The organism is Streptomyces sp. ALB3 (genome assembly GCF_044385685.1).
Classification (GTDB): domain Bacteria; phylum Actinomycetota; class Actinomycetes; order Streptomycetales; family Streptomycetaceae; genus Streptomyces.
Genome location: NZ_JBISCE010000044.1, coordinates 268,315 through 293,592, shown reverse-complemented (window position 1 = coordinate 293,592; position 25,278 = coordinate 268,315). Strand labels below are relative to the sequence as shown.

The 25,278-nt window shown below is 70.7% G+C and carries 25 protein-coding genes and 1 pseudogene; 15 read left to right on the top strand and 11 right to left on the bottom strand.

The window, feature by feature from the left end; all coding sequences use genetic code 11:
• Window positions 1–69 precede the first annotated feature (69 nt).
• The 8 genes from ACHFIV_RS29890 (at window position 70) to ACHFIV_RS29855 (ending at window position 6,934) form a co-directional block, all read left to right on the top strand.
• Window positions 70–717, top strand: a complete 648-nt coding sequence (locus tag ACHFIV_RS29890; protein ID WP_398975513.1) for an HAD family hydrolase — start codon at window positions 70–72, stop codon at window positions 715–717.
• A 42-nt stretch (window positions 718–759) separates the two neighbouring features.
• Complete coding sequence (locus ACHFIV_RS29885) at window positions 760–1,962, top strand: MFS transporter (protein WP_398975511.1); 1,203 nt, start codon at window positions 760–762, stop codon at window positions 1,960–1,962.
• Entirely contained in the window at window positions 1,931–3,103 is a 1,173-nt protein-coding gene (locus ACHFIV_RS29880; RefSeq protein ID WP_398975509.1) for an acetoin utilization protein AcuC, read from the top strand. The genes ACHFIV_RS29885 and ACHFIV_RS29880 overlap by 32 nt, the downstream gene beginning before the upstream one ends.
• A gap of 75 nt (window positions 3,104–3,178) precedes the next feature.
• Window positions 3,179–3,994, top strand: coding sequence for a phosphatase (locus tag ACHFIV_RS29875; protein ID WP_398975507.1), 816 nt, complete (start codon window positions 3,179–3,181; stop codon window positions 3,992–3,994).
• 128 nt (window positions 3,995–4,122) lie between these two features.
• Entirely contained in the window at window positions 4,123–4,335 is a 213-nt protein-coding gene (locus ACHFIV_RS29870) for a helix-turn-helix domain-containing protein (protein ID WP_014046653.1), read from the top strand.
• A gap of 110 nt (window positions 4,336–4,445) precedes the next feature.
• Complete coding sequence (locus tag ACHFIV_RS29865) at window positions 4,446–4,544, top strand: 30S ribosomal protein bS22 (RefSeq protein ID WP_003948845.1); 99 nt, start codon at window positions 4,446–4,448, stop codon at window positions 4,542–4,544.
• Between the two features lie 256 nt (window positions 4,545–4,800).
• Entirely contained in the window at window positions 4,801–5,871 is a 1,071-nt protein-coding gene (locus ACHFIV_RS29860) for an NAD-dependent epimerase/dehydratase family protein (protein WP_398975505.1), read from the top strand.
• 16 nt (window positions 5,872–5,887) lie between these two features.
• Window positions 5,888–6,934 carry a lysophospholipid acyltransferase family protein gene (locus ACHFIV_RS29855; protein WP_398975503.1) on the top strand — a complete coding sequence of 349 codons (1,047 nt, stop codon included), beginning with the start codon at window positions 5,888–5,890 and terminating at the stop codon, window positions 6,932–6,934.
• Window positions 6,935–7,016: 82 nt separating this feature from the next.
• Here ACHFIV_RS29855 and ACHFIV_RS29850 read toward each other — a convergent pair whose 3' ends face one another.
• From ACHFIV_RS29850 to ACHFIV_RS29840, 3 genes are all read right to left on the bottom strand, one after another.
• The gene (locus ACHFIV_RS29850) at window positions 7,017–8,210 is read right to left on the bottom strand and encodes a DUF5667 domain-containing protein (protein ID WP_398975501.1); all 1,194 of its coding nucleotides are present in this window, start codon (window positions 8,208–8,210) and stop codon (window positions 7,017–7,019) included.
• 208 nt (window positions 8,211–8,418) lie between these two features.
• Window positions 8,419–9,195, bottom strand: a complete 777-nt coding sequence (locus tag ACHFIV_RS29845) for an ECF subfamily RNA polymerase sigma factor, BldN family (protein WP_398975499.1) — start codon at window positions 9,193–9,195, stop codon at window positions 8,419–8,421.
• A gap of 376 nt (window positions 9,196–9,571) precedes the next feature.
• Complete coding sequence (locus ACHFIV_RS29840) at window positions 9,572–10,513, bottom strand: HAD family hydrolase (protein WP_398975498.1); 942 nt, start codon at window positions 10,511–10,513, stop codon at window positions 9,572–9,574.
• 134 nt (window positions 10,514–10,647) lie between these two features.
• Here ACHFIV_RS29840 and ACHFIV_RS29835 point away from each other — a divergent pair, with 134 nt between their 5' ends.
• From ACHFIV_RS29835 to ACHFIV_RS29805, 7 genes are all read left to right on the top strand, one after another.
• A complete protein-coding gene (locus ACHFIV_RS29835; RefSeq protein WP_398975497.1) occupies window positions 10,648–10,923 on the top strand; it encodes a glutaredoxin family protein in 276 nt (91 codons plus the stop codon).
• A gap of 285 nt (window positions 10,924–11,208) precedes the next feature.
• Window positions 11,209–11,994 (top strand): redox-sensing transcriptional repressor Rex, encoded by a 786-nt coding sequence (locus ACHFIV_RS29830; protein ID WP_398975495.1) that lies wholly within the window; start codon window positions 11,209–11,211, stop codon window positions 11,992–11,994.
• Entirely contained in the window at window positions 11,991–13,484 is a 1,494-nt protein-coding gene (locus ACHFIV_RS29825; RefSeq protein WP_398975493.1) for a glutamyl-tRNA reductase, read from the top strand. Before ACHFIV_RS29830 ends, ACHFIV_RS29825 begins: the two co-directional genes overlap by 4 nt.
• Entirely contained in the window at window positions 13,481–14,467 is a 987-nt protein-coding gene (hemC, locus tag ACHFIV_RS29820) for a hydroxymethylbilane synthase (protein ID WP_398975491.1), read from the top strand. The genes ACHFIV_RS29825 and hemC overlap by 4 nt, the downstream gene beginning before the upstream one ends.
• On the top strand, window positions 14,464–16,131 hold the full coding sequence (locus ACHFIV_RS29815) for a bifunctional uroporphyrinogen-III C-methyltransferase/uroporphyrinogen-III synthase (RefSeq protein ID WP_398975489.1): 1,668 nt from the start codon (window positions 14,464–14,466) through the stop codon (window positions 16,129–16,131). The genes hemC and ACHFIV_RS29815 overlap by 4 nt, the downstream gene beginning before the upstream one ends.
• Before the next feature lie 130 nt (window positions 16,132–16,261).
• The gene (gene hemB, locus ACHFIV_RS29810) at window positions 16,262–17,257 is read left to right on the top strand and encodes a porphobilinogen synthase (protein ID WP_398975487.1); all 996 of its coding nucleotides are present in this window, start codon (window positions 16,262–16,264) and stop codon (window positions 17,255–17,257) included.
• Between the two features lie 412 nt (window positions 17,258–17,669).
• Entirely contained in the window at window positions 17,670–18,626 is a 957-nt protein-coding gene (locus ACHFIV_RS29805; RefSeq protein WP_398975485.1) for a MarR family transcriptional regulator, read from the top strand.
• Window positions 18,627–18,645: 19 nt separating this feature from the next.
• Here the strand turns inward: ACHFIV_RS29805 and ACHFIV_RS29800 are convergent, their stop codons facing one another.
• The 8 genes and pseudogenes from ACHFIV_RS29800 to ACHFIV_RS29765 form a co-directional block, all read right to left on the bottom strand.
• Window positions 18,646–18,888, bottom strand: coding sequence for a DUF397 domain-containing protein (locus ACHFIV_RS29800; protein ID WP_398975483.1), 243 nt, complete (start codon window positions 18,886–18,888; stop codon window positions 18,646–18,648).
• Window positions 18,885–19,662 (bottom strand): annotated as a pseudogene (locus ACHFIV_RS29795) (helix-turn-helix domain-containing protein). Before ACHFIV_RS29795 ends, ACHFIV_RS29800 begins: the two are co-directional and overlap by 4 nt.
• A 108-nt stretch (window positions 19,663–19,770) precedes the next feature.
• Window positions 19,771–20,430, bottom strand: a complete 660-nt coding sequence (locus tag ACHFIV_RS29790) for a response regulator (protein ID WP_398975481.1) — start codon at window positions 20,428–20,430, stop codon at window positions 19,771–19,773.
• Complete coding sequence (locus ACHFIV_RS29785) at window positions 20,427–21,575, bottom strand: sensor histidine kinase (RefSeq protein WP_398975479.1); 1,149 nt, start codon at window positions 21,573–21,575, stop codon at window positions 20,427–20,429. Before ACHFIV_RS29785 ends, ACHFIV_RS29790 begins: the two co-directional genes overlap by 4 nt.
• Complete coding sequence (locus tag ACHFIV_RS29780; protein ID WP_398975477.1) at window positions 21,572–22,405, bottom strand: lysostaphin resistance A-like protein; 834 nt, start codon at window positions 22,403–22,405, stop codon at window positions 21,572–21,574. The genes ACHFIV_RS29785 and ACHFIV_RS29780 overlap by 4 nt, the downstream gene beginning before the upstream one ends.
• Before the next feature lie 244 nt (window positions 22,406–22,649).
• Window positions 22,650–23,435, bottom strand: a complete 786-nt coding sequence (locus ACHFIV_RS29775) for an ABC transporter permease (protein WP_398975475.1) — start codon at window positions 23,433–23,435, stop codon at window positions 22,650–22,652.
• Window positions 23,432–24,394 (bottom strand): ATP-binding cassette domain-containing protein, encoded by a 963-nt coding sequence (locus tag ACHFIV_RS29770; RefSeq protein WP_398975473.1) that lies wholly within the window; start codon window positions 24,392–24,394, stop codon window positions 23,432–23,434. Before ACHFIV_RS29770 ends, ACHFIV_RS29775 begins: the two co-directional genes overlap by 4 nt.
• Before the next feature lie 41 nt (window positions 24,395–24,435).
• Window positions 24,436–25,104, bottom strand: coding sequence for a DUF4097 family beta strand repeat-containing protein (locus tag ACHFIV_RS29765; protein WP_398975471.1), 669 nt, complete (start codon window positions 25,102–25,104; stop codon window positions 24,436–24,438).
• Between the last annotated feature and the right edge of the window lie 174 nt (window positions 25,105–25,278).

Sequence of the window (25,278 nt, the reverse complement as noted above, 5' to 3'; positions counted from 1 at the left end):
TATTCCGGGAAAGCCCCGTGCCCTTGTGGCACGGGGCTTTTCTGCGTTCTGAGCGTCTAGGGTCGAACCATGCGCTACGAACTGGTCATCTTCGACAACGACGGCGTGCTCGTCGACAGTGAGCCGATCTCCAACACGGTCCTGGCCGGCTACCTCACGGAGCTCGGTCACCCCACCTCCTACGAGGAGTCCCTCCGCGACTACATGGGGGCCGCGATCCACCGGGTGCACGATCTGGTGGACGAGCGGACGAGCCAGAAGCTGCCCGCGGAGTTCGACGAGGAGCTGCACCGCCGCACCCTCGCCGCGTTCGAGGCGGAGCAACTGGTCGCCGTGGACGGGGTCGAGGAACTGCTGGGCGAACTCGTCGCCGACGGGGTGGCGTACTGCGTCGCCTCGTCCGGGAGCCACCAGAAGATCGCCGCCGGACACCGGAAGGCCGGCCTCGACCAGTGGTTCGAGGAGGAGTGGATCTTCAGCTCCGAGGACGTGGGGCGTGGGAAGCCGGCCCCGGACCTGTTCCTCCACGCCGCCGAACGGATGGGTGTCGCCCCCGACCGGTGTGTCGTCGTCGAGGACAGCCCGCTCGGCGTCGAGGCGGCCCGGGCCGCGGGGATGGACGTGTACGGCTTCACCTCGATGATGCCGGCGGACCGGCTCGTCGGGGTGACCGGGCACTTCTCCGACATGTCGCAGCTCCGGAAACTGCTCGCCTGACCGATCTACCCAGCGGTAGACCGGAGCTCTACGCTCGCGGCCATGACGGATGCGCGGTTGCGGTACGGCAGAGCCTCCCTCGCCATGAGTTTCCTGGTGCAAGGGGTGACCTTTGCGCTGCTCGTGACGCGCATCCCCGCCATTCAGGACCGGTACGGGATATCCGACGGGCTGCTGCCCGTGTTCCTGGCCGCGGTGCCCGTGCTGGCGGGGGTCGCCAGTGTGGCCACCGAGAAGGTGGTCGCGCGGGTGCGGCCCGGGATCGTGCTCAGGTGGGCGCAGCCCGTCGTGCTGCTGGCCCTGCTCGGCGTGGGCGCGGGCAGTGAGGTCTGGCAGGTGGCTCTCGCGCTCGGCGTCTTCGGGCTGGGGGTCGGGGCGCTGGACGCGTCGATGAACATGATGGGCGTCAGTCTCCAGCGGGCGTACGGGCGGAGCATCATGCTCGGGTTCCATGCCGCGTACAGCCTGGGCGGGATCGCCGGGGCGTCGGTGGCGTGGGCGGGTGCGCGCGGCGACGGGTCGCTGCTGGTGTCCTATCTGCCGGCGGTGGTCGTCCTGCTGCCCGCGGCTCTGATCGGCAGCCGGTGGTACGCGGAGGGGAAGCCGGCTGGGGCGCCGGTGGCGGCGGAGGCCGGCCAGGCCGCGTCCGTGCCGTTCAGGCTGCTCATGCCGCTCTGCCTGGTGATGGCGTTCGCGTACATCGGGGACTCGACGGTCTCCAACTGGAGTGCCAAGTACCTCCAGGACGTGTTGGGCGGTTCCGAGCAGCTGGCGACGGTTCCGTACAACGTCTACATGGTGACGACCCTGCTGGGCCGGGCCGTCGGTGACCTCGGGGTGCGGCGGTTCGGAGCGGTGGCCGTGGTGCGGGGCGGCAGCGTGCTGGCCGCCGCGGGGTTCGCGGTGGTGGCGATGGCTCCCGGCGCGTGGTGGGGGATGCTCGGCTTCACGCTGCTGGGGCTGGGGCTCTGTGTGATCGTGCCCCAGACCTTCGCGGCAGCCGGAAGGATGTTCCCCGGGGCGAGCGATGTGGCGGTGGCCCGGCTGAACGTCTTCAACTACGTGGGGTTCCTCGTCGGATCGCCCCTCGTCGGGGCGCTCGGGGACGCGTGGAGCTATCGGGGAGCGATGCTCGTGCCCATGGTCCTGGTCCTCGCGACGCTCGTGTACGCCCGGTCGTTCGGCACGGAACCCGACCGATACGGTGGCGGGCATGAGCGGGCGCGCGCAGCTGATGTGGGATGAGGCAGTAACGGGGTACGACTTCGGGCCGGGTCACCCCATGGACCCGGCCAGACTCGCCCTGACGATGGGGCTGGTGCGGGCGCTCGAGCTGGACGGGTCGGTGGATGTCCGTTCGGCCAGGCCCGCGGGGGACTCCACGCTGCGGCTGGTGCACCGTGAGGACTACGTGGCGGCCGTCCGGGCGGCGTCCGCGGATCCCGGTGCCGCCGACCAGGCGTACGGGCTGGGGACTCTGGACGATCCCGCGTTCGCGGGGATGCACGAGGCGTCGGCGCTGATCGCGGGGCTCTCGGTGGGGGCCGCCGAGGCGGTGTGGCGTGGGGAGGCCGCGCACGCCGTGAACTTCTCCGGCGGGCTGCACCACGCGATGCCCGGAGCGGCCTCGGGCTTCTGCGTGTACAACGATCCGGCGCTCGCGATCGCCCGCCTGCTGGAACTGGGCGCGGAGCGGGTGGCGTACGTCGATGTGGACGTCCATCACGGGGACGGGGTTCAGGCGGCCTTCTGGGAGGACCCCCGGGTGCTGACCGTGTCGCTGCACGAGCACCCGCGCACGCTGTTCCCGCAGACGGGGTGGCCGGAGGAGACCGGTGCCGGGCCGGGTGAGGGCGGTGCCGTGAACGTGGCCCTGCCGGCGGGTACGGGAGACGCCGGGTGGCTGCGGGCGTTCCACGCGGTGGTGCCGGAGCTGCTGGAGGACTTCCGGCCGCAGGTGCTGGTGACCCAGCACGGTGCCGACACGCATGCCGAGGATCCGCTGGCACATCTCGCGGTGTCGCTGGACGCCCAGCGTGCCGTCATGACGGCCTGTCACGACCTCGCGCACTCCTGCGCGGAGGACGGGCGGTGGGTGGCGCTGGGCGGGGGCGGTTACTCGGTGGTGGATGTGGTGCCGCGGTCCTGGACGCATCTGGTGGGGATCGCCGCGCATGAGCCGGTGGACCCGGAGACGGTTGTTCCGTCGTCGTGGCGGGACGAGGTGTACGCCCGCACGCGTCAGCCGGGCCCGGCGCGTATGACGGACGGCCGTGCGCCGTCGTGGCAGCCGTGGGAGGACGGGTACGACCCGGCGGACCGGCTGGACCAGGCCGTACTGGCGACCCGGCGTGCGGCGTTCCCGTTGCGGGGGCTGCTGGCCTGAGCCGGAGTTACGCCAACGGTGGTGCGGTGTCCCGGTTCCGCCGCGGGGAGGGCCCCGGTGCGGGAGCATCGGAGGGTGTTGAGCACCGGAGCGCTGCGCGCTCACCTGCTGGCGGCCCGGCTCGCCGGGCCCGTGGCCACGTCGCGGGAGACCAGTCTGCGGAGGTACCGGCTCTTCGCGGCGAGGGATCCGCGTGTGCTGCTCGGACTCGATCCTGACCGGGACTGGGGAGAGCGTGACCTGCTGCGGCTGATGGCCGACAAGTGCGGGGTGTCGGACGATCCTGGCCACGTGTCAGGTCCGGACGTGATCGATCCGGAGAGGACCGTGGCCGCCCTGGACGCTTTCGCGGACCGGCTCGCCCGGGTGGCGGAGAGGCGGGCGCCGGTGCTGTTCGGCACCGGGCATCCGCACCGGCTGCTCGGTTTCTACGCCGGTCTGGCAGACGCTTTGTCGGCGGCAGGGTGCGTGGTGCTCACTCCCGCGCAGGGCCGATGTGTCGACATAACGACCCGGTTCGGCGTACGCACGTACAGCCTCGACTACGTACGGGGAGTCGCGCTGGTGCGCGAACCGGGCGTGCGGGTCCCCGGGAGTGCCACCGGCGCACATACCCATTCGCCGCTGCCGGTCCGGGCGGTGCTGGAGGAGGCCGTGAAGGCCCGGGGAGTGCTGCCCGAGCTGGTGGTCGGGGACCACGGGTGGGTCTGCGGCGCAGGTCAGCTGGGTATCGAGGCCATCGGGCTGGCGGATACGGATGACCCCGCGTTGTTCGTGGGTGAGGCGGAGGGGCGGGTGTCCGTCGCCGTTCCGGTTGATGACGGTGTGAGGTCCGACTACTACCGGCCCCTCGCGCGGTATGTACTCAATCGGGCATGTCTGTCACGGTAGGCCGCCGATCGTCTCACCTCTTCCCCACTCGCATCACCCGCCCCTAATCTGGGGAGTGAGCGCACAACGACGAAGAGTCACCGGAGGGGAAGCCGGTGCGCGTCTCGTGCGGAAGGTACAGGTGGGTCATGGCTGCTGGCAGTGAGAGGCCTCTCAACGAGGTCAAGTTTCTGACCGTGGCGGAAGTCGCCTCGGTCATGAGGGTGTCGAAGATGACCGTGTACCGCTTGGTGCACAGCGGTCATCTGCCGGCGATCAGGGTGGGAAGGTCCTTCCGGGTCCCGGAGCAAGCGGTTCACGAGTATCTTCGCGAGTCCTTCGTGGGGGTGGAGTCAGCCTGACGTTGCCCTCGGATTACGTCCCTCACGCGGTGGCGGGTAGGCTAGGCCGACGTAGGTCGTGTGGGCCCAGACGCCCCGCACCAGTGAAGAAGAAGTGAGCGAGGGTAGTCGTGGGCTCTGTTATCAAGAAGCGGCGTAAGCGGATGGCCAAGAAGAAGCACCGCAAGCTGCTCAAGCGCACGCGCGTTCAGCGTCGCAACAAGAAGTAAGCGAACGCGGTTCGTGAGTCCGAGGCCCTCCCGCCGTCCTGGCGGGGGGGCCTCGGCGCGTTCCGGGGGCGGCTCCCGGACCCGGATTCCGGGCGTGCCGCCGGGTGCCCGTCGTACGGCGGATCCGGTGGTCCTGCCGCCTCCGGTCGGGTAAAGGCCGCCTGGGGTCGTCACAGGGCAACATCCACCGGCTACGGTGACGGCCAGGGGAAGTCCCCGCTCGGTGGACGTCAACGATCGACGGAAGGCGCTGGTCTTGGGGAAGATCGTGCTCGTCACAGGCGCGGCACGGCAGCTGGGAGGCCGTTTCGTACGGCGTGTCCAGCGCGATCCCGGTGTGGACCGGGTGATCGCCGTGGACGCGATCCCGCCCGGGCATGACCTGGGCGACGCGGAATTCGTCCTGGCGGACATCCGGCAGTCGGCGATCGCCAGGGTTCTCGCCGAGCATTCGGTCGACACGGTCGTCCATCTGGACGTGTCCGCGAAGGCGCTCGGCGGAGGTGGCCGGACGACGGTCAAGGAGACCAACGTCATCGGCACGATGCAGCTGCTCGGTGCCTGCCAGAAGTCGCCGGCCGTCCAGCGGCTCGTCGTCAAGTCCAGCACCAACGTGTACGGTTCCGCCCCCCGTGACCCCGCGGTCTTCACCGAGACGACGCCGCCCAAGTCCCTGCCCAGCGGCGGGTTCGCCAAGGACGCGGTGGAGGTCGAGGGATACGTCCGGGGCTTCGCGCGCCGCAGGCCCGACGTCGCGGTGTGCGTGCTGCGGTTCGCGAACATCCTGGGCCCCGAGCCCGACTCGCCGCTCGCCGACTACCTGTCGCTGCCGGTCCTGCCGACGGTCCTCGGGTACGACCCCCGGCTGCAGTTCGTCCATGAGGACGACGTCGTCGACGTACTGGAGATCGCCGCCCGCGAGCCCCGGCGCGGCACGCTGAACAGCGGCACGTTCAACATCGCGGGCGACGGGGTGCTGCTGCTCTCGCAGTGCTCACGCAGGCTGGGGCGTCCGACCGTGCCGCTGCTCCTGCCGGCGGTGACCTGGGTGGGATCGGCGCTCCGTACGATCGGCATGACGGACTTCTCGCCGGAGCAGATCCGGCTGCTCACCCACGGCAGGGTGGTCTCGACCGTCCAGATGCGCGAGACGCTGGGTTTCCGGCCGAAGTTCACGACGGCCGGGACGTTCGCGGAGTTCGCGCGGAGCCGCGGCCCGGGGCTGCTGCCTCCGGACCGGGTGGGCAGGGCGGTCGGGAGGCTGGCCGAGCTGCCGCTCGGCACCGGCCCGGCGGACACGGCACATTCGACTCACGGCGCCAGGTAGAGGAGCGCGACAGACGATGGCGGACGCCAAGGTCATTCCCTTCGACGACGACCGTTCGCGCTCCGGCGCGGGGCGGCGCAGAGGCCTGCTGCCCGGCGGCCGGGCCCAGGGGCCCGCGGCGGCCGGTCCTGCGCCCGTGAGCGCCCTGCCGGGTGGTCAGGTGCCGGACGGGGCCGCTGAGGCCGCCGGTGCCGCCTCAGAGGACGACAGGGAGGCACCGGTGAGCGGCTGGGACCGGCGGATCGCGGGAGGGCTGGCGTTTCTGCGGCGCCGGCTCACGGGTGACTACGACGTCGACGAGTTCGGTTACGACAAGGAGCTGACCGACCAGGTCCTCATGTCGGTGCTGAGGCCGCTCGCGGACAAGTACTTCCGGGTCGAGGTGAAGGGGATCGAGAACATCCCGTCCGACGGCGGGGCGCTCATCGTGGCCAACCACTCCGGGACGCTGCCGCTGGACGGACTGATGCTCCAGGTCGCGGTGCACGACAACCACCCGGCGGAGCGGCACCTCCGGCTGCTGGCGGCCGATCTCGTCTTCATGCTGCCCGTGGTGAACGAGCTGGCGAGGAAGGCCGGGCACACCCTCGCGTGCGCGGAGGACGCGGAGCGGCTGTTGCAGGGCGGTGAGGTCGTCGGGGTGATGCCGGAGGGCTTCAAGGGCATCGGGAAGCCGTTCGGCGAGCGGTACAAGCTGCAGCGCTTCGGACGCGGCGGGTTCGTGTCGACGGCACTGCGCGCCGGGGTGCCGATCGTGCCGTGCTCGATCGTGGGCGCGGAGGAGATCTACCCGATGATCGGCAACTCGAAGACGCTGGCCCGGATCCTGGGGGTCCCGTACTTCCCGATCACGCCGACCTTTCCGTGGCTGGGGCCGCTGGGTGCGCTGCCGTTGCCGACCAAGTGGACGATCCAGTTCGGGGAGCCGATCCCCACGGACGGGTATCCGCCGGAGGCGGCGGAGGACCCGATGCTGATGTTCAACCTGACGGACCAGGTACGGGAGCAGATCCAGCACACGCTGTACAAGCTGCTGGTGCAGCGCAGGTCGGTCTTCTTCTGACGGCGCCGCCCGCTGCCCGCACCGCCTGCGAAGGGAGGGGGCCGTCCGGTCGGGACGGCCCCCTCCCTTCGTGGATCCGCCGCTACGGTCCGACGTTCTCGCCGTCGATACCCAGGCCGGGCAGCAGGCCGGGGAGGAGCGGCGGAAGGGTGACGTCGGGTGCGGGGGGCGCGCCCGACGTGTCGCCCGGGGACGACGGGGTGGTGCCGTCCGTCGGGAGGTCGTCCAGCAGGCCGTCCTCGCCGTCGAGCAGGCCGCCGGCCGGGCTGCTGCCGGAGTCCGAGGGCTTCGGCGCGGTGCTGGCCGAGGCGCTGTCCTCCGGAGCCGCGGAGGAGGAAGGAGCCCCGCGGTCCGGGGCCGACGGACCCCGGTTCTCCTGGGTGGAGCCGGCGGGCGGCGCGCCCTCCTCGGTGCCCGGGGTGCGGGGCAGCAGGGATTTCAGGGGTGCGACTTCCTGGTCCATGGCCTCGAAGACGGAGCTGACCTTGTCGCTGATGTCGGTCAGCTGGACGGGCAGCCGTTCCCGGAGGCTGCTCCAGCTCGCGCGGTGCGAGCGGGAGAAGGAGTCCAGTGCCTGGATGGGGCCGAGGGAACCGTCGCGCTGGTAGGCGCTGTGGAGCAGACGGTGGCCCTCGGTGGCGTCGTGCGTCATGCCGTCGAGTGCGCGCCTGACCTCACCGATGGATTCGTGGTCCAGCTCGCCCGAGCGGCCCCGCTCCATCAGCCGGCGCGCCTCGTGGAGACGCGTCGACGCCTGGTCGAGGTGGACCTCGCCGCGGTCGGCGTCGCCGTCGGCCATGGTGAGGCTGATGTCCTCCATGCCGCGTTTGAGTGGGTAGAGGGAATCACCGGGGAGGGCGTCGGAACTGGCAGCGGCCACTCCGCCGAACGCCCCCGCGGCCACACCGACCGTGAGCCCGCCCGCGGTGAGGCCCTTCGCCCAGCGGGAGCGGGGGCGCAGCCTCCGGATCGGGGAGGCGCGGTGGGCTCCCTTGTTCCGCTGTTCGGGCACCGTAGGGCCCGTGGACGCACCGCCTTCGGCGAACATGGTCTCCATGGCCGCGACGAGCTGGGCTCGTTGCACCACTTTGACCTCGGGATCGAATTCAGGCTCCGGTAGCTCACCGAGGCCGTTCGCCAGGGCCAACAGCGTTCCGTGGTCGGCCGGTTGGGCCGGGTCCTCGGGCTGTACGGCCGCCGCACCCTGGGGGGACTGCTCCTCCAGGGCCTGGGCGAAGGCGTTCGCCCGCCGGTGTGCCGAAACGTTTGCGATCACTGGCGGCACCTCCTCTCGTCATGACGGTCGACTCCCCTGAGGGTCCGGAAGGTTGCCCACCGGGGACGTTTCCACGCGATCGAGCGAGTGGAGACGGTCGGTGTGGCGACAGGGGGCCTGCATCCGGCACAACGAGTGGCGCGGCAGTTGGGTTACGGACGGAGGATGATCCGATCGGTGTGTCACGAACACGTCACGGATGGTGGCGTCAGCGGGCGTCGTCCGGCAGTAGTCGCGCGAGCGTGCGCACGGCTCGGTACTGCAAGGTTTTGATCGCGCCCTCGTTCTTTCCCATGACCCGGGCGGTCTCGGCGACCGAGAGGCCCTGCAGGAATCTCAGGGTCACACACTCCTGCTGCTGCGGGTTGAGCCGGCGTACGGCCTGGAGCAGCGCCGCGTTGGAGAGGGATTCCAGGACGGAGTCCTCCGGGCTCCGCGCGACCTCGTTGGCGTCGAGCATTTCGCCAGTGGTCACTTCCAGTCGGAAACGACTGGATTTGAAGTGGTCGGCGACCAGGTTCCGAGCGATCGTGACCAGCCAGGCTCCGAAGTCGCGGCCCTGCCAGGTGAAGGTGGAGATGCGGCGGAGCGCGCGCAGGAACGTCTCGCTCGTGAGGTCCTCCGCTGTCGCCTTGCCTCCCACGCGGTAGTAGATGTACCGGTACACGGTGTCGCTGTACTGGTCGTACAGGCGGCCGAAGGCCTCGGCCTCGCCGGCCTGCGCGCGCTCGACGAGATCCATCATGCGGGCGCTGTCGCTGTCGGCCGTCGGCCGGCGGACGGCAGGTGTGGTCGCGGCGCCGCGGTTGCTGCGTCTTCCGACGGCCGCGCTGCGTTCGGCCAGCGCATAGCAAGGGCCGGCAGGTACAGGGGTGGCAAATTGGGGGACGGCGTACGCGGTGGGGACGAAGCCGCGCAAGTGGTCGAGGACCGTTGCGCGCAGCGTAGCCAGGCCCGAGGTGTCAACCCCGACGTGTGGGTACACGGGACTCCCAGAGGCAGAGCTTCCATCACGTGCAGTTCGAAAACCGTCACTCGTCGTAGCGGGTGGCGGGCTCCTTGTGCGTCTGAGGAGAATAACGCTTCGTACAGGCGTTGCTACACCCAGTTGCTCAAATCACCGGTTACGTCGCTTCCGTATCCTCTAAGTGACGGTTCGGGTCGCACATCGTGACCGGTTATCGATCGAATAGCTTCGGTATCTGTCTGTGGCGGCGACGGGTTGTGGTCGTCGCGACTCGACGTGACTGGCCGGAGCGACAGGTGCCTGCGCCCGGTGTTCCGCTTCCGGTCGGGCGTACGTCCCCGGGCGTGCCGGTCCCGCCCCGGCGGAGGGGGCGGGCGGAGTCAGGGGTGAGGGGTCAGCGGCGGCGGCGGTGGAGTGCCATGGCGGCGGCGGTGCCCCCGGCCAGGGCTCCGACGCCCGCAGCGGCCGGGATGCCGACCTTGGCCGCCTTGCGGCCGGTGCGGTAGTCGCGCAGCCGCCAGTCCAGGGAGCGGGCGTGCTTGCGCAGCTTGGAGTCCGGGTTGATCGCGTACGGGTGGCCGACCAGGGACAGCATCGGGATGTCGTTGTGCGAGTCGCTGTACGCCGCGCAGCGCTCCAGGTCCAGTCCCTCGGCCGCGGCCAGCGCGCGCACGGCCTCGGCCTTCGCCGGGCCGTGGAGGGGTTCACCGACCAGCCGGCCGGTGTAGACGCCGTCCACCGACTCGGCCACGGTGCCCAGGGCGCCGGTGAGGCCCAGGCGGCGGGCGATGATCGTGGCGGTCTCCACCGGGGCGGCGGTGACCAGCCAGACCCTCTGGCCCGCGTCGAGGTGGGCCTGGGCCAGGGCGCGGGTGCCGGGCCAGATGCGGTCGGCCATGTACTCGTCGTAGATCTCCTCGCCGATGGACATCAGCTCGGAGACGCGGTGGCCCTTGACGATGGACAGCGCGCTGTCACGGGCGTCCTGCATGTGTTCCGGGTCCTCGACGCCGGCGAGCCTGAACCAGGCCTGCTGCCAGGCGAACCTGGTCAGTTCGCGGCGCTCGAAGAACTTCCGCTTGTACAGGCCGCGGCCGAAGTGGAAGATCGCGGCGCCCTGCATGACGGTGTTGTCGAGGTCGAAGAAGGCGGCGGCCCGGGCGTCGCCGGCCACCGGGAAGGCGGGTTCCCGCGCCTCTTCCAGGATGAGCGGCAGCCCTTCGGCGCCGGCCGGAAGCGCCTGCTTGCGGGCGGCCTCGGCTGCGGCCTCGCCTGCGAGCACGCTGCGTGCCGTGGCGGGGCGCCTGCGGGGAGTGAGCCATCCAAGAGCGGCCATGTCGTGAGCATAGCCATTCTGTTCGGCTCTTCCCGACCTGGCGGGATGCGGTGGTGTGAACTCTCCGGGGCCGGGGCGTTAAACGGGTGATTCCGTGCGTCGGCCGGGTCCGGCGGGGGGCGCAGAATGAAGGTATGAGTGCTCTGCTGCGTCGTACGAGGAAGAAGCCCGCGGACCGGGTGGTGACCCTGTTGGGGAAGCCGGGGTGTCATCTCTGTGAGGACGCGCGGCTGGTGGTGAGCGAGGTCTGCGAGGAGACCGGCGCGTCCTGGGTGGAGAAGGACATCACGCGGGACGAGGCGCTGTACAAGGAGTACTGGGAGCAGATCCCGGTGGTTCTGATCGATGGCGAGCAGCACACCTTCTGGCGGGTGGACCCGGCGAGGCTGCGCACGGCGTTGCGTACGTGAGGGGGCTTCCGTGGTGAAACCCGGTTAACATCATGGGCGTTTTGAGTGGTCTCGGGGGCGTGGACATGAGGAGTGTGTACCGTCTTGCCCCCTTCGGGCCCGCAACGGGTTGATGGCGTCCCGGGTTCCGGGATCGCGCCGGGAATATGCGTGACCCCGGTCACTTTGACCAGACAAAACGGACACTATCTTTGTGCACGCGTTCACAAAGACATAGCCTGCTGTCGACGGGGCGGTCTTAGGACATACGGCCGCCTGCAGCCCCGCTCATCCCGCAGGAGCACCGTGGCAACTGGCCGAACTCACCGACCGGCGACCCGTAGCCGAGGAATTCCCGAGGCCACCGTCGCTCGGCTTCCGCTGTATCTCCGCGCACTGACAGCGCTCTCCGAGCGCTCGGTTCCCACGGTCTCCTCCGAGGAACTCGCCGCGGCGGCGGGAGTCAATTCCGCCAAGCTCCGCAAGGACTTCAGCTATCTGGGCTCCTACGGCACGCGCGGAGTCGGTTACGACGTCGAGTACCTCGTCTACCAGATCTCCCGTGAGCTGGGGCTCACCCAGGACTGGCCGGTAGCGATCGTCGGGATCGGTAACCTCGGCGCCGCGCTCGCGAACTACGGAGGCTTCGCCTCCCGTGGGTTCCGGGTCGCCGCGCTGATCGACGCCGACCCCGCCATGGCGGGTACGCCCGTGGCCGGGATCGCCGTCCAGCACACCGACGACCTGGACCGGATCATCAGTGAGAACGGTGTGTCCATCGGGGTCATCACCACTCCGCCCGGCGCCGCCCAGCAGGTCTGCGACCGGCTCGTCGCCGCGGGCGTGACCTCCATCCTCAACTTCGCGCCGACGGTGCTCTCCGTGCCCGACGGCGTCGACGTGCGCAAGGTCGACCTCTCGATCGAGCTGCAGATCCTCGCCTTCCACGAGCAGCGCAAGGCCGGTGAGGAGGCCGCTGCCGACGGCAGGGCGCCCGTGGACACCGGCACCGAGGACGCGCCGCCGATGCGCGCCACCCCGGCCGGCCGGAAGGGACCTGACGGGGACATGCCCGCCGTGATGCCGGCATGAGTCTCCTGGTCGTAGGTCTCAGCCACCGCAGTGCCCCCGTCTCCGTGCTGGAGCGGGCGGCTCTGGCGGGTGACGCCCGGACGAAGCTGCTCCACGACACCCTCGCCGCGGAACCCGCGACCGAGGCCACCGTCCTGGCCACCTGCAACCGCATCGAGCTGTACGCGGACGTGGACAAGTTCCACGCGGGTGTCGCCGAGCTGTCCACCCTCCTCGCGCAGCACAGCGGGGTCGGGCTGGACGAGCTGACTCCTTATCTTTATGTGCACTACGAGGACCGTGCCGTCCACCACCTCTTCTCGGTGGCGTGCGGGCTGGACTCGATGGTCGTCGGCGAGGGCCAGATCCTCGGCCAGATCAAGGACGCGCTCGCGCTGGGGCAGGAGCTCCACACGGCGGGCCGCCTGCTGAACGACCTCTTCCAGCAGGCCCTGCGGGTCGGTAAGCGCGCCCACAGCGAGACCGGGATCGACCGGGCCGGGCAGTCGCTCGTCACCTTCGGTCTCGAGCAGCTGGCCGACGGCGTGGAGGTGACCGACTGGGCGGCGGGCAAGCGCGCCCTGGTGATCGGCGCGGGCTCGATGTCCTCGCTCGCCGCGGCCACCCTGGCCCGTGCGGGCGTCAAGGAGATCGTGGTCGCCAACCGGACCCGGTCCCGTGCCGACCGGCTCGCCGAGATCCTCGGCCAGGCCGGCGTCCCCACGGCGCGCGCCGTGGAGATGGCGGGGGTCGCGGACGAACTGACACGTGCCGATGTCGTCGTGTCCTGTACCGGTGCGACCGGGCTCGTCCTGACCGCGGAGGCCGTCGCCGGTGCGCTCGGCGTCGACTTCGACATCGCGGGGCGGGCGGCCGAGGCCCCCGCGCCCGACGCGCCCGACGAACTCGACCAGCACGCCGCGTGGGTGGAGAACGGTTCCGCCACGGCCGCCGCCCAGGCCCGGGCGGTGCGCCGGGTGCCCGTGCGGCCGGCCGTCGCCGGCCCCGCCCGTCTCCACCTGCTCGACCTCGCGATGCCGCGTGACATCGACGGAGCGGCCCACCGTGTGGCCGGTGTGCGCCTCGTCGACATCGAGTCGCTCGCCGAGGCGTCCGCGGACGCCCCGATGGCCGCCGATGTGGACCAGGTGCGCACCATCGTCGCCGACGAGGTCGCCGCCTTCGGGGCGGCCCAGCGCGCCGCCCACATCACTCCGACCGTCGTCGCCCTGCGCACCATGGCCGCCGATGTGGTGGCCGGCGAGATCGCGCGGCTCGACGGACGCCTCCCCGACCTGGACGAGAAGCAGCGCGCCGAGATCACGCAGACCGTGCGCCGCGTCGTCGACAAGCTCCTGCACGCGCCCACCGTGCGGGTCAAGCAGCTCGCGAGCGAGCCCGGCGGCGCCGGGTACGCCGATGCGCTGCGGGAACTCTTCGACCTCGACCCGCAGACGGTGGCCGCCGTCTCACGGGCAGACCTGAACGACCCGAATCGAGGGCGGTCATGACCGACAACTCACCCCTGGGCGGGGGAACCACCACACCGCTCCGGCTAGGCACCCGGCGCAGCAAGCTCGCCATGGCGCAGTCCGGCATGGTCGCTGACGCGGTCCGCGAGGTGACCGGGCGTGCCGTCGAGCTCGTCGAGATCACCACGTACGGGGATGTCTCCCGTGAGCACCTGGCGCAGATCGGCGGGACGGGCGTGTTCGTCGCGGCCCTGCGCGAGGCGCTGCTGAGCGGCGAGGTGGACTTCGCCGTCCACTCGCTCAAGGACCTGCCGACCACGCAGCCCGAGGGCCTCGTCCTGGCCGCCGTGCCGCCGCGCGAGGACCCGCGCGACGCACTGGTGGCGCGGGACGGGCTGACCTTCGAGCAGCTGCCGCCCGGCGCCCGTATCGGTACCGGTTCGCCGCGCCGCATGGCGCAGCTCAACGCGTACGCCCGCTCGCACGGCCTCGAGATAGAGACCGTCGCCATCCGCGGCAACGTCGATACGCGCATTGGTTTTGTACGGAGCGGGGAGCTGGACGCGGTGGTACTCGCCGCCGCCGGGCTCAGCCGCCTCGGACGCACGGACGAGGTCACCGGCTTCCTGCCGGTCGACACCGTCCTGCCCGCTCCCGGCCAGGGAGCACTGGCGATCGAGTGCGCTGAAAGCAGCGCCGACCTCGCCGCAGCGCTCGCCGAGCTCGACGACCCGTACACCCGGGTCGCCGTGACCGCCGAGCGCGCCCTGCTCAACGCCCTGGAGGCCGGCTGTTCCGCACCTGTGGGTGCGCTGGCCGACCTCCTGGCCGACGGGCAGGTTGTCAACGAACTGCGCCTGCGCGGTGTCGTCGGTTCGACCGACGGCACTTCCCTGGTGCAGCTGTCCATCACCGGTCCCGTCCCCACGTCGCACGACGACGCGGCGGCCCTCGGTCGCGAGCTCGCGTCCGAGATGCTCGCCAAGGGTGCGGCCGGTCTTATGGGGGAGCGAGCACTTTGAGCCCCACCGGCCCTGTCGTATCCGACTTCCCTGTCCTGTCCTCAGGGCATGTCACCTTCCTCGGCGCCGGTCCCGGCGACCCGGGACTGCTGACTCTGCGCGCCGTCGAGGCGCTTGCGAGCGCGGACGTCCTTGTCGCTGAACCCGAGGTTCTCGACGTCGTCCGCTGCCATGCGCGGGCAGGGGTAAGCACGCCTGAGATGGCGGTTGTTGACGCGGCGTCAACACCCGCGGGAGTACCCGTCCTCAGGGATGCCGCCAATCTTGTCATGGAGGCAGCGAAGGGCGGCAGGCGGGTGGTCCGTGCGGTTACGGGCGACCCCGGCCTGGACGGCAACACGGGTGCCGAGATGCTCGCCTGCGCTGCCGCGGGTGTGCCTTTCGAGGTCGTGCCCGGCATCGCGAACGCGGTCGGTGTACCCGCGTACGCCGGTGTGCCGCTGCGGGACGCGCAGGGCGCCGATGTGCGCTTCGTGGACGCGCGTACCGCCTCGGACCGCTGCTGGTCCGAGGTCGGTGCGAGCGACGCGACGGCCGTCGTGTCCACCTCGCTCGACTCGGTGGCCGCGGCCGCCGGTGAGCTGGTCTCGGCGGGCCGTAAGCCGGACACCCCGCTCACGGTCACGATCGCCGGGACGACGACCCGCCAGCGCACCTGGACGGCGACCCTCGGGACGATCGCCCAGGTCCTCAAGCAGGCGAAGGTCCTCCCGTCGCCGGACGGGCACCTGCCCGTGATAGCCGTGGTCGGGGAGCGCAGCTCCGCCGCCCAGCGCGACCAGCTCGCGTGGTTCGAGTCGAAGCCGCTGTTCGGCTGGAAGGTGCTCGTGCCGCGTACGAAGGAGCAGGCGGCGTCGCTCTCCGACCAGCTGCGGTCGTACGGTGCCGTGCCGCACGAGGTCCCGACGATCGCCGTCGAGCCGCCGCGCACGCCCCAGCAGATGGAGCGCGCGGTCAAGGGGCTGGTCACGGGCCGTTACGAGTGGATCGCCTTCACCTCGGTCAACGCGGTGAAGGCCGTGCGGGAGAAGTTCGAGGAGTACGGCCTCGACGCGCGTGCCTTCGCCGGGATCAAGGTCGCCGCCGTCGGGGAGCAGACGGCCGCCGCACTGATCGACTTCGGTGTGAAGCCGGATCTGGTGCCGTCGGGCGAGCAGTCGGCCGCGGGTCTGCTGGAGGACTGGCCGCCCTACGACCCGGTCTTCGACCCGATCGACCGGGTGTTCCTGCCGCGCGCGGACATCGCCACCGAGACGCTGGTGGCCGGCCTCATCGAGCTGGGCTGGGAGGTCGACGACGTCACCGCGTACCGCACGGTCCGCGCGTCGCCGCCGCCGGCCGAGACCCGGGAGGCGATCAAGGGCGGCGGTTTCGACGCGGTGCTCTTCACCTCGTCCTCGACCGTCCGCAACCTGGTCGGCATCGCGGGCAAGCCGCACAACGTGACGGTGATCGCGTGCATCGGTCCCGCCACGGCGAAGACCGCCGAGGAGCACGGCCTGCGGGTCGACGTCCTCTCCCCGGAGCCCTCGGTCCACAAGCTGGCCCAGGCGCTGGCGGACTTCGGCGCGCAGCGCCGGGACGCGGCCAAGGAGGCCGGTGACCCGGTGACCCGGCCGAGCGAGCGGCGCCCCGGTGCGCGGCGTCGCCGGACGACGACCTGAGGGTCGGCGAGCCATGTGCGGGCCCGGCTGCTTCCTCGCGGAGCGGCCGGGCCCGCTGTTCGTCGTCCCTCCGCTTTTTCCGGCTCAGGTGTCGGTAAACCGGTGATGTGTGCGGGTCTACGCTCGAAGGATGACCGATTACGGAAACTTCCCCGGCTCGCGGCCCCGCCGGCTGCGGACGACCCCCGTCATGCGGCGCATGGTCGCCGAGACCCGGCTCGACCCGGCGAACCTGATCCTGCCCGCGTTCGTACGCGAGGGCATCGACGCCCCGGTCGCCATCTCGGCCATGCCCGGTGTGCAGCAGCACACCCTGGACACGCTGCGGAAGGCCGCCGTCGACGCGGTCGCGGCCGGTGTCTCGGGGATCATGCTCTTCGGCGTCCCGCTGGACGAGAAGAAGGACGCGCGGGGCACGGCGGGGACCGACCCGGAGGGCATTCTCCAGGCCGGCCTGCGGGCGGTGCGCGAGGAGGTCGGGGACGACCTGGTGGTCATGTCCGACCTCTGTCTGGACGAGTACACCGACCACGGGCACTGCGGGGTGCTGACCGAGGACGGCCGCGTCGACAACGACGCCACGCTGGAGCGGTACGCCGAGATGGCCCAGGTCCAGGCCGACGCGGGAGCCCATGTGGTGGGCCCCAGCGGCATGATGGACGGCCAGGTCGGAGTGATCCGCGACGCGCTGGACCAGACCGGGCACGAGGACGTGTCGATCCTCGCCTACACCGCGAAGTACTCCTCCGCCTTCTACGGCCCGTTCCGTGAGGCGGTCGGCTCCTCGCTCCAGGGCGACCGCAAGACGTACCAGCAGGACCCGGCGAACATCCGCGAGTCGCTGCGTGAGCTGGCGCTGGACCTGGAGGAGGGCGCCGACATGGTCATGGTCAAGCCGGCGGGCCCTTACCTGGACATCCTCGCCAAGGTCGCCGACGCGGTGGACGTACCCGTCGCGGCGTACCAGATCAGCGGCGAGTACGCGATGATCGAGGCGGCGGCGGAGAAGGGCTGGATCGACCGCGACGCGGCGATCCTGGAGAGCCTGACGGGTATCCGGCGCGCGGGCGCGCGGATGATCCTGACGTACTGGGCGACGGAGGTCGCGCAGCGACTGGGGCGCTGATCCCGGAAGAGATCGGCAAGGACGCCCGGCGGATGACCTGACCGAGGCCATGGCCTGCCCCGGCGCTCGGACTTCGGGTGCCGGGGGTCGAGGGACGAGCTTCGGGAGGGGTTGGATCACTCTTCCGAGGGATGGCTGCGGGGGCGCGGGTCCGACGCTTGAGCTTCGGGACTCGGGGGACGAGATACGGACTTCGGGATTCGAGCGCCTTCTCTACCCGGTAGGTAGAAGAGGGTTTGGGTAAACCTCCCCGACCTCCCTGACCCGTCACGATCAGCAAGTATGACTAGTTGTGACCGACTTGCAGCGGAGTGTGGCGACTGCTTACGGTGCGGAAACCAGAACGACCCCGACGCGGTGCTAGCAACACCGGCCGGGGTCTCACCCCAAGATCGGAATGGAAGACGATCTCGTGGCTGTCCAGCACCATAGCCCTGCCCTGCGCGCCCCCGCATCCTCGCGCCCGTACCCGATGGCCAGTCCCGGCTACGGCAAGCGATCCGCCCCGGACCAGCAGCCGCGCCGCGCCGATGACTTCATGCTGTTGCCGCTGCGTGAGCGGCACATCGCCGGGTTCATCGACCAGCTTCCCGACGGCGCTGCCATGGACGTCAAGGGTCTGGCCAAGCAGTTGCCGCTCTACGGGCAGCAGGCGGTCGGTTCGGCCCTGAAGGCCCTGTCCGTCGCCGGTTACCTACGACGTGTGCGGTGCCTGGTGACCGGCGTGGGCGGGCAGGTGCGCTGGGTCTTCCGCACGTTCTGGTCCCGCACTCCCCGCGACAACGAGTGGTGGGGCGTCCTCGTCGGTGCCGAGCGCGAGCAGCCGGTGGTTGCCGAGCCCGTCGCCGTCCGGCCGGTGACCGACGTGGTACCGCAGCAGCGGGCGCCGGAACCGGTGCCGTCCGTTCTGGAGGGCGACTCGCCCGCGTACGCCGCCCTGGCGCGACTGGGTCGCGTTGATGCCCGTCTGGCGCTATCCGCCGCCGACTGTGCGGTCCTGGAGCCGCTGGCCGCCGCGTGGTTTACGCGCGGTGTGGATGCCGACTACCTCGTGCGGGCGCTCGTTGCCGGGCTGCCCGCCGGGGTCGACTCGCCGGTCGGGTTCGTCCGCTCCCGGCTCAAGGACAAGATCCCGCCCCAGGTGTCCGCCGCCCCGGTGCCGCCCGCGCCCGGTACGCCCGTCCGGCGGGTGATGATGGAGTGCACCACGTGCGGTGTGCCCGGCCGCGCCGAGGCGCTTCCCGACGGCCTCTGCCGGGCCTGTCGGCAGCCTGGCCAGGAGGCACCGGAGGCTTCCGTGGAACTGCCCGCCGAACGCGATGTGCGTACCTATGTCGCCGAGTTGCGGGATCTGCTCAAAGCGCCCTGACCGCCTGCGGTCTGTCCGGTCAGCTCCGGGCTGCGAACGCGGCGAAGGCCGACCAGGCGGTGGGAGCGACGGTGAAGGTGGGGCCCTCGGGAGTCTTGGAGTCGCGGACGTGGATGGCGGAGAGGTGTGAGGCGACCTCGATGCACTGGCCGCCGTCGCTGCCGCTGTAACTCGACTTGCGCCAGTTGTAGGCGACTTCGAGGCAGGCCCCGCCCTCGTCGCTGCTGTAGCTCGACTTGAACCATTCAAGTGCGGTGCTCATAACTCTCCTAGCAGCCGGTCCAGCAGGCCTTTCGTGTCCTCGATGTTCAGAGCCTGCGTTCGCAGCATCGCATATTTCTGCGCCAGGATGCTGACCTCATCCGGGTCGGCGACGAGTTGGCTACCACGCTGGGTTTCCGTATAGCCGAGATGTTGGTAGTCCGGTGTCTCGAGCAGGATGAACGGGCCGGCGAGCGCCGCGTGAGTGTGGCGGCCGAGGGGCATGACCTGGAGTGTGATGCCCGGCAGAGAGGCGCACGTGCGCAGGTGGCGCAGCGTGTACCTCGTCACCACCGAGGCGGTCCCGAAGGATGGCCTCGGAAACGATGAAGCTGATGGTCGGGGGCACGGCGCGGTGCAGGATGCTTTGACGGTCGGTCCGTGCCAAGACCTGTGCTTCGATCTCGTCCTGGCTGATCACCGGAACCTTGCTGCGGAACACCGCACGCGCGTAGCTCTCCGTCTGGAGCAGCCCCGGCAGTACCTGGTTCTCGAACCAGGACAACGCCAGCGCCTCCCGCTCCAGATCCATGTACTGCTCCGCCCACGCCGGGATCAGGTCCACCTCCGGCATGTTGTCCACCGCCGTCTCCAGTGCCCCCTTCGTGTCCAGCAGGGCGTCCAGGCGCCGGGCCAGGTCGGGGAGGAGGGCTCGGCGGCCCTGTTCGATGGAGGCGATCGTCTCCACCTGTACGGCTGCCCGGTCCGCGAGCTGGGCCTGGGTCAGGTCCGCCGTGACGCGGAACAGGCCGACCAGCTTGCCGACGAGCTTCATGGCCGACGCGTTCCTGCGCTGCCGATTCCCCCTTCGCCGACCGGTGGGGCGTGGGAGAGCGGGACCCGGGGAAGCTCGTGTGGTGCGCGTTCACGCAGGCCTGATGGTTCAGGACACCAGGCCCCGGCGGTAGGCGTAGACGACGGCCTGGACGCGGTCGCGGAGGCCCAGCTTGGTGAGGATGCGGGAGACGAAGGTCTTGACCGTCTCCCGGCTGATGACGAGGGACGCGGCGATCTCGTTGTTGGAGAGGCCGTCCGCGATGAGGCGCAGGACCTCCAGCTCGCGGGGAGTCAGCGGGATGTCCGAGCTGTGGTCCTCGGTGGGCCGGATGCGGGCTGCGTACCGGCCCACCAGCTGGCGCGTCACCTCGGGGTCCAGGAGTGCCGCGCCGGCGGCGACGGTCCGGATTCCGTGGAGCAGCCGGTCCGGCGGGGCGTCCTTGAGGAGGAACCCGCTGGCTCCGGCGCGCAGCGCCTCGTAGACGTACTCGTCGAGGTTGAACGTCGTCACCACGAGGACCTTGACCGGGTGCCGTACTCCGGCGCCTGCCAGCAGGCGGGTGGCTTCGATGCCGTCGAGCAGCGGCATGCGGATGTCCATGACCACGACGTCCGGGCGCAGTTGTCCGGCGAGGCCGACCGCGGTCCGCCCGTCCCCGCACTCGCCCGCGACCTCGAGGTCCGGCTGGGCGTCGATGATCGTCGAGAGCCCGGTGCGGATCAGGACCTGGTCGTCGCAGATCAGGACTCGGATCGGTGGGGTCACGAGGTGCTGCCCGAGGGTATGCGGCCCCGGACGACGAAGCGGCCGTCCGGTTGCAGGCCCGCGCTGAAGTCGCCGCCGAGGACCTCGACCCGCTCGCGGAGACCGGCCAGGCCCCGGCCGCTTCCGCCGGTGGGCGTGGTCCTCGTGCCGCCGCCGTCCGTGCCGACCTCCACGGTGATCTCCCCTCGGCCATGGCGCACCCGGACGGAAGTGCCGCAGCCGCGAGCGTACTTGAGGGCGTTCGTCAGGGACTCCTGCACCATCCGGTAGGCCACCAGGTCGGCGCTTCCGGTCGACTCGGCGGGGGTTCCCTCCTCCGTGAACTCGACCGGCTGTCCGGCCTGCCGCGTCTGCTCGACGAGTGTGAGGAGCCTGCCCACGGGGGGTGGCGTGGCCTCGGTGCCGTGGTCGGGATTGAGCAGGTCGAGCAGGTGACGCAGGTCGGTGATGGCCCGCCTGCCGGTGTCCGTGACCGCGGTGAGGCTCTGGTCGAGGCGATCGGGTACGGCGGTCAGATAACGTGCCGCCTCGGCCTGAACGACCATCGCCGTCACGTGGTGGGTCACGACGTCGTGGAGTTCCCGCGCGATGCGGGCCCGTTCGGCGGTGCGGGTGTCCTCGGCGAGGCGGCGGCGGTGTTCGGCTTCCACCGCCCGGGCGTTGCGGAGCCATACCCCGACGCCCCAGGCGAGTGCCACGGCCAGGTAGAACGTCACGAACTCGCTCGGCGCTTCACCGGGCCCGAGCCGGTGGAGCGCGACCGCCAGGGGGACGTACGCGAGGGTGAAGGCGACCGCGGTGGTGCGCCGGTGGCGTTCCGTCAGGGACGCCACGCTCATCAGCGCGATGGGAAGCGCGGTACCCGCGAGCGTGTGGTAGCCGCGTAGCTGGTCGAGGGTGAAGCCGAGGAACACCAGGGTGAAGCAGACGACCGGCCACCGCCGGCGTCCGGCGAGCGGGAGGCACTGGAGGGCGATCGCCGCGACGGCCAGGGCGTCGTAGGGGCGCTCCGGCAGGCCGCCGAGCTCCGTGCCGTTGTTGCGGTACACCAGCGAGGCGGCGAAGATGGCCAGCGCGAGCGGGACGTACCAGGCTGTGGAGCCCGACCGGCGCCACAGTTCCTGGATCCGCGGGAGTCCGGTCACCGGGGAAGTGTAGTGGTGGTGGTCCTGCCGGCGCGGGGACGGCGTGCCACCAAGTTGCCGCGCCGGTGGGCCAGCCACAGGAACGCGAGGGTGAGCAGGGCGCCGAACAGCACCGCGTACACGCTTCCTTCGGGGCCGAAGTCGCCTCCGGTGACCCACGTCGGGCCCGAGGTGACGGTGTCCAGCAGGCCTTGCGGAGTGTTGTTGCCGGAGACCTCGGAGCTGAAGATGCCGGCCGCCGCGAAGTTCCAGCCGAAGTGCAGGCCGATCGGCAGCCACAGGGTGCGGGTCGCGGCGTAGGCGGCGGCGAGCATGCCACCGGCCTCGATCGCGATGGCGAGAGCGCCCCACAGGTCGGCGTGGGGATTGAGCAGGTGCGAGGCGCCGAACAGCACGGCGGTCAGCGTCAGCGCGATCCAGGTTCCGGCGTGCTCCTCGACGATCCGGAACAGGACTCCGCGGAACAGCAGTTCCTCCGTCACGGCGGCGGCCGCCATGAATCCGGCCAGCCCCACCGCACCTGTGACCGAGCTCAGGCCGTTCATCTCGTAGTGGGCGTTGACGTAGATGCTCGTGACGACGGCGCCGAACATCGCGACGCCGATGAGCAGCCCCCGGCCGAGTGCGGGTCCGGCGCCCTTGCGGGCCACTTCGGTGGGCGGGCGGTGCTCGGTCCTGCGCACCACCCAGCCGTAAACGAGCACGGCGGACACGGCCGTCAGGAGCCCGAGGGCGAGCTGGAGCCACGGGTTCTCCTCGACGGCCGCGACGACCTGGGTGCCGATCATGGAGACCACCGCAACGGCCAAGAGCTGTCGGACCAACCTCATGAGCACTCCTCTTCGGGCCCGCGACCGGGGTGGCGCGGTCTCTCGAACGCTACGGATCGGGCGTGCCTGGATCGTCACCTCGGGGTGGACACCTGCGTGTAGCTCGCGTGGGGGACGGGCGCCTCGCGTTTCCCGACGCGCACCGCGCCGCACACGTGAGAGGCGGCGCACTTCCGACGGGGTGCCGGGGGTGCGCCGCCCTGAGGTGACACGAGGTGCGGGGGCCGCCCCGCTTCGCCTGTGATTACTTCGGGTCCCGGTCGAACTGTGCCTTGGACCAGCGGTAGCCGAGGGCGGTGAGGACCAGGCACCAGGCGAGGGTGAGCCATCCGTTGTTGCCGATCTCCGTGCCCAGGAGCAGGCCGCGCAGGGTTTCGATGGCGGGGGTGAAGGGCTGGTACTCGGCGATCGGCTGGAACCAGCCGGGCATCGAGTCGACCGGGGTGAAGGCGCTGGAGATGAGCGGCAGCAGGATCAGCGGCATGGCGTTGTTGCCGGCCGCCTCCGCGGTGGGGCTGCCCATGCCCATTCCTACCGCGATCCAGGTGAACGCCAGGGAGACCAGTGCCAGGAGTCCGAGTGCCGCCAGCCACTCCAGCGCCGTCGCGTCGGTGGAGCGGAAGCCGATGGCCACGCCGACGGCGCCGACGAGGACGACGCTGATGACGGCTTGCAGGACGCTGCCGGCGACGTGCCCGAAGAGGACGGAGCCGCGGTGGATGGCCATGGTGCGGAAGCGGGCGATGATCCCCTCGGTCATGTCGGTGGAGACCGATACGGCGGTGCCGACGACGGTGGAACCGATGGTCATCAGCAGGATGCCGGGGACGAGGTAGGCGATGTACGCGGAGCGGTCTCCGCCACTGATGCCCGCGCTCATGGTGTCGCCGAAGATGTAGACGAAGAGCAGCAGGAGCATGACCGGGGTGAGCAGCAGGTTCAGGGTGAGGGAGGGGTAGCGCCGGGCGTGCAGGAGGTTGCGGCGCAGCATGGTGGACGAGTTGCGCACGGCGAGGGGCAGGGTGCTCATCGGACAGCCTCCGTGGACTGAGTGGTCTGGGCGGGGACGGTGGAGCCGGTCAGGGCGAAGAAGACGTCGTCGAGGTCGGGGGTGTGGACGGTCAGTTCGTCGGCCTCGATGCCGGCGGTGTCGAGTCGGTCGAGGACGGTGCGCAGGGCGCGCTGGCTGCCGTCGCTGGGGATCTGGAGTGCGAGTGCTTCGTCGTCCTTGGTGACGTCGTCCAGTGCGGTGGCGGCGTCGCGGTAGGCGGTGGGGTCGGAGAAGCGGAGGCGGACGTGTCCGCCGGGGACGAGGCGCTTGAGTTCTTCGGCGGTGCCCTGGGCGGCGATGCGGCCGTTGTCCAGTACCGCGATGCGGTCGGCGAGCTGGTCGGCTTCCTCGAGGTACTGGGTGGTGAGGAAGACGGTGACGCCGTCGGTGACGAGTGCGCGGATGATCTGCCACATGTTGTGGCGGCTGCGGGGGTCGAGGCCGGTGGTGGGTTCGTCGAGGAAGATGATGCGCGGGTCGCCGACCAGGGTCATGGCGAGGTCGAGGCGGCGCTTCATGCCGCCGGAGTAGGTGGAGGCGGGCTTGCCGGCGGCTGCGGTGAGGTCGAAGCGTTCCAGCAGCCGGGTGGTGGTCCGTCGGCCTTCGGTCCGGGGCAGGCCGTGGAGGTCGGCCATGAGGAGCATGTTCTCCTCGCCGGTGATCAGCCCGTCGACGGCGGAGAACTGTCCCGTCACTCCGATCGCCCTGCGGACGGCCTGCGGGTCGGTGGCCAGGTCGTGGCCGCCGACGTGCAGGTCGCCGGCGTCGGCGGTGATGAGGGTGGAGAGAATCTTGACGACCGTGGTCTTGCCGGCTCCGTTCGGTCCGAGCAGGGAGAAGACCGTGCCCGGCGGGACGGCCAGGTCGATCCCGTCCAGGACGGTCCTGTCGCCGTAGGACTTGCGCAGGCCGGTCGCCGTGATGGCCATGCTGGTCATGGGGGTGCTCCTTCGGGGGCTGCGGGCTGGACTGCCGGGGGTCAGAGGCTGCGGGCGTGGATGTCGCCCTGGGTGGTGGTCGCCTTGATGGCCAGTCCGGGGGCGGGGTCGGTGTTCTTCAGGGTGTTGGTGATGCGGCCGTAGGAGGTGCCGGCGTCCAGGGAGGCGGAGACGCCGCGGGCGGCGGTGACCGAGATGTCGCCCTGCCGGGTGGTCAGCGTGAGGGGGCCGCGCACGGCCTCGGTGATGTTCACGTCGCCCTGCTGGGTGCTGATCTGCCCGGGTCCGTTCAGGCGGCCGACCGTGATGGTGGCGTCGAGGCCGGTGAGGCGGGCGCTGTCGGCCTCGTCGAGCTTGACCGGGCCGTGGCCGCCGTCGAAGGTGACGTCGCCGAGGCGTCCGACGGCGCGGAACTCGGCGGCGGCGGCCTTGGCCTCGACGCCGGAGCCGGCGGGCAGCTGGACGGTGACCTCGACGGAGCCGGAGTCGCCGAGGAGCCGGTTGCCCGCCTCGGGGGCCTTGATGCGCAGGACTCCGTCGGCGTAGGTGACCTCGGTCTGCCCGGCGGCCCTGACGTCGCGGTTCCTGGCCGGGTTCGCGGGCCGGACCTCGACGGTGGTGTCGGTGCGGTCCGAGGCGATGAACTGGATGCGTCCCGCCGCGATGTCGAGGACGGCCTGGACGGTGGCGGGGGTGTCGAACTTCTGCATCGTGCTCTCCTTCATCTGGTCGCGCGCCCTTCGGCCCGCTGCTTCCGATGAGTGAAAAGCTACGTTGCGTTCATGAAGGTGGCAACAGGTTCGTTGCATAAAAACGCGGTAAGCACTGGTCGAGACCTGCTTTTCATTGCAATGGTTTCCTGCCTAACGCAACAGGCGAGGGCT

What these genes read in the sequence shown, in the direction of transcription:
- ACHFIV_RS29890 (WP_398975513.1), top strand. Translation starts at nt 70, where the DNA reads ATGCGCTACGAACTGGTCATCTTCGACAACGACGGCGTGCTCGTCGAC.
- ACHFIV_RS29885 (WP_398975511.1), top strand. Translation starts at nt 760, where the DNA reads ATGACGGATGCGCGGTTGCGGTACGGCAGAGCCTCCCTCGCCATGAGT.
- ACHFIV_RS29880 (WP_398975509.1), top strand. Translation starts at nt 1,931, where the DNA reads ATGAGCGGGCGCGCGCAGCTGATGTGGGATGAGGCAGTAACGGGGTAC.
- ACHFIV_RS29870 (WP_014046653.1), top strand. Translation starts at nt 4,123, where the DNA reads ATGGCTGCTGGCAGTGAGAGGCCTCTCAACGAGGTCAAGTTTCTGACC.
- ACHFIV_RS29855 (WP_398975503.1), top strand. Translation starts at nt 5,888, where the DNA reads ATGGCGGACGCCAAGGTCATTCCCTTCGACGACGACCGTTCGCGCTCC.
- ACHFIV_RS29840 (WP_398975498.1), bottom strand. Translation starts at nt 10,513, where the DNA reads ATGGCCGCTCTTGGATGGCTCACTCCCCGCAGGCGCCCCGCCACGGCA.
- ACHFIV_RS29835 (WP_398975497.1), top strand. Translation starts at nt 10,648, where the DNA reads ATGAGTGCTCTGCTGCGTCGTACGAGGAAGAAGCCCGCGGACCGGGTG.
- ACHFIV_RS29825 (WP_398975493.1), top strand. Translation starts at nt 11,991, where the DNA reads ATGAGTCTCCTGGTCGTAGGTCTCAGCCACCGCAGTGCCCCCGTCTCC.
- hemC (WP_398975491.1), top strand. Translation starts at nt 13,481, where the DNA reads ATGACCGACAACTCACCCCTGGGCGGGGGAACCACCACACCGCTCCGG.
- hemB (WP_398975487.1), top strand. Translation starts at nt 16,262, where the DNA reads ATGACCGATTACGGAAACTTCCCCGGCTCGCGGCCCCGCCGGCTGCGG.
- ACHFIV_RS29800 (WP_398975483.1), bottom strand. Translation starts at nt 18,888, where the DNA reads ATGAGCACCGCACTTGAATGGTTCAAGTCGAGCTACAGCAGCGACGAG.
- ACHFIV_RS29780 (WP_398975477.1), bottom strand. Translation starts at nt 22,405, where the DNA reads ATGAGGTTGGTCCGACAGCTCTTGGCCGTTGCGGTGGTCTCCATGATC.
- ACHFIV_RS29775 (WP_398975475.1), bottom strand. Translation starts at nt 23,435, where the DNA reads ATGAGCACCCTGCCCCTCGCCGTGCGCAACTCGTCCACCATGCTGCGC.
- ACHFIV_RS29770 (WP_398975473.1), bottom strand. Translation starts at nt 24,394, where the DNA reads ATGACCAGCATGGCCATCACGGCGACCGGCCTGCGCAAGTCCTACGGC.
- ACHFIV_RS29765 (WP_398975471.1), bottom strand. Translation starts at nt 25,104, where the DNA reads ATGCAGAAGTTCGACACCCCCGCCACCGTCCAGGCCGTCCTCGACATC.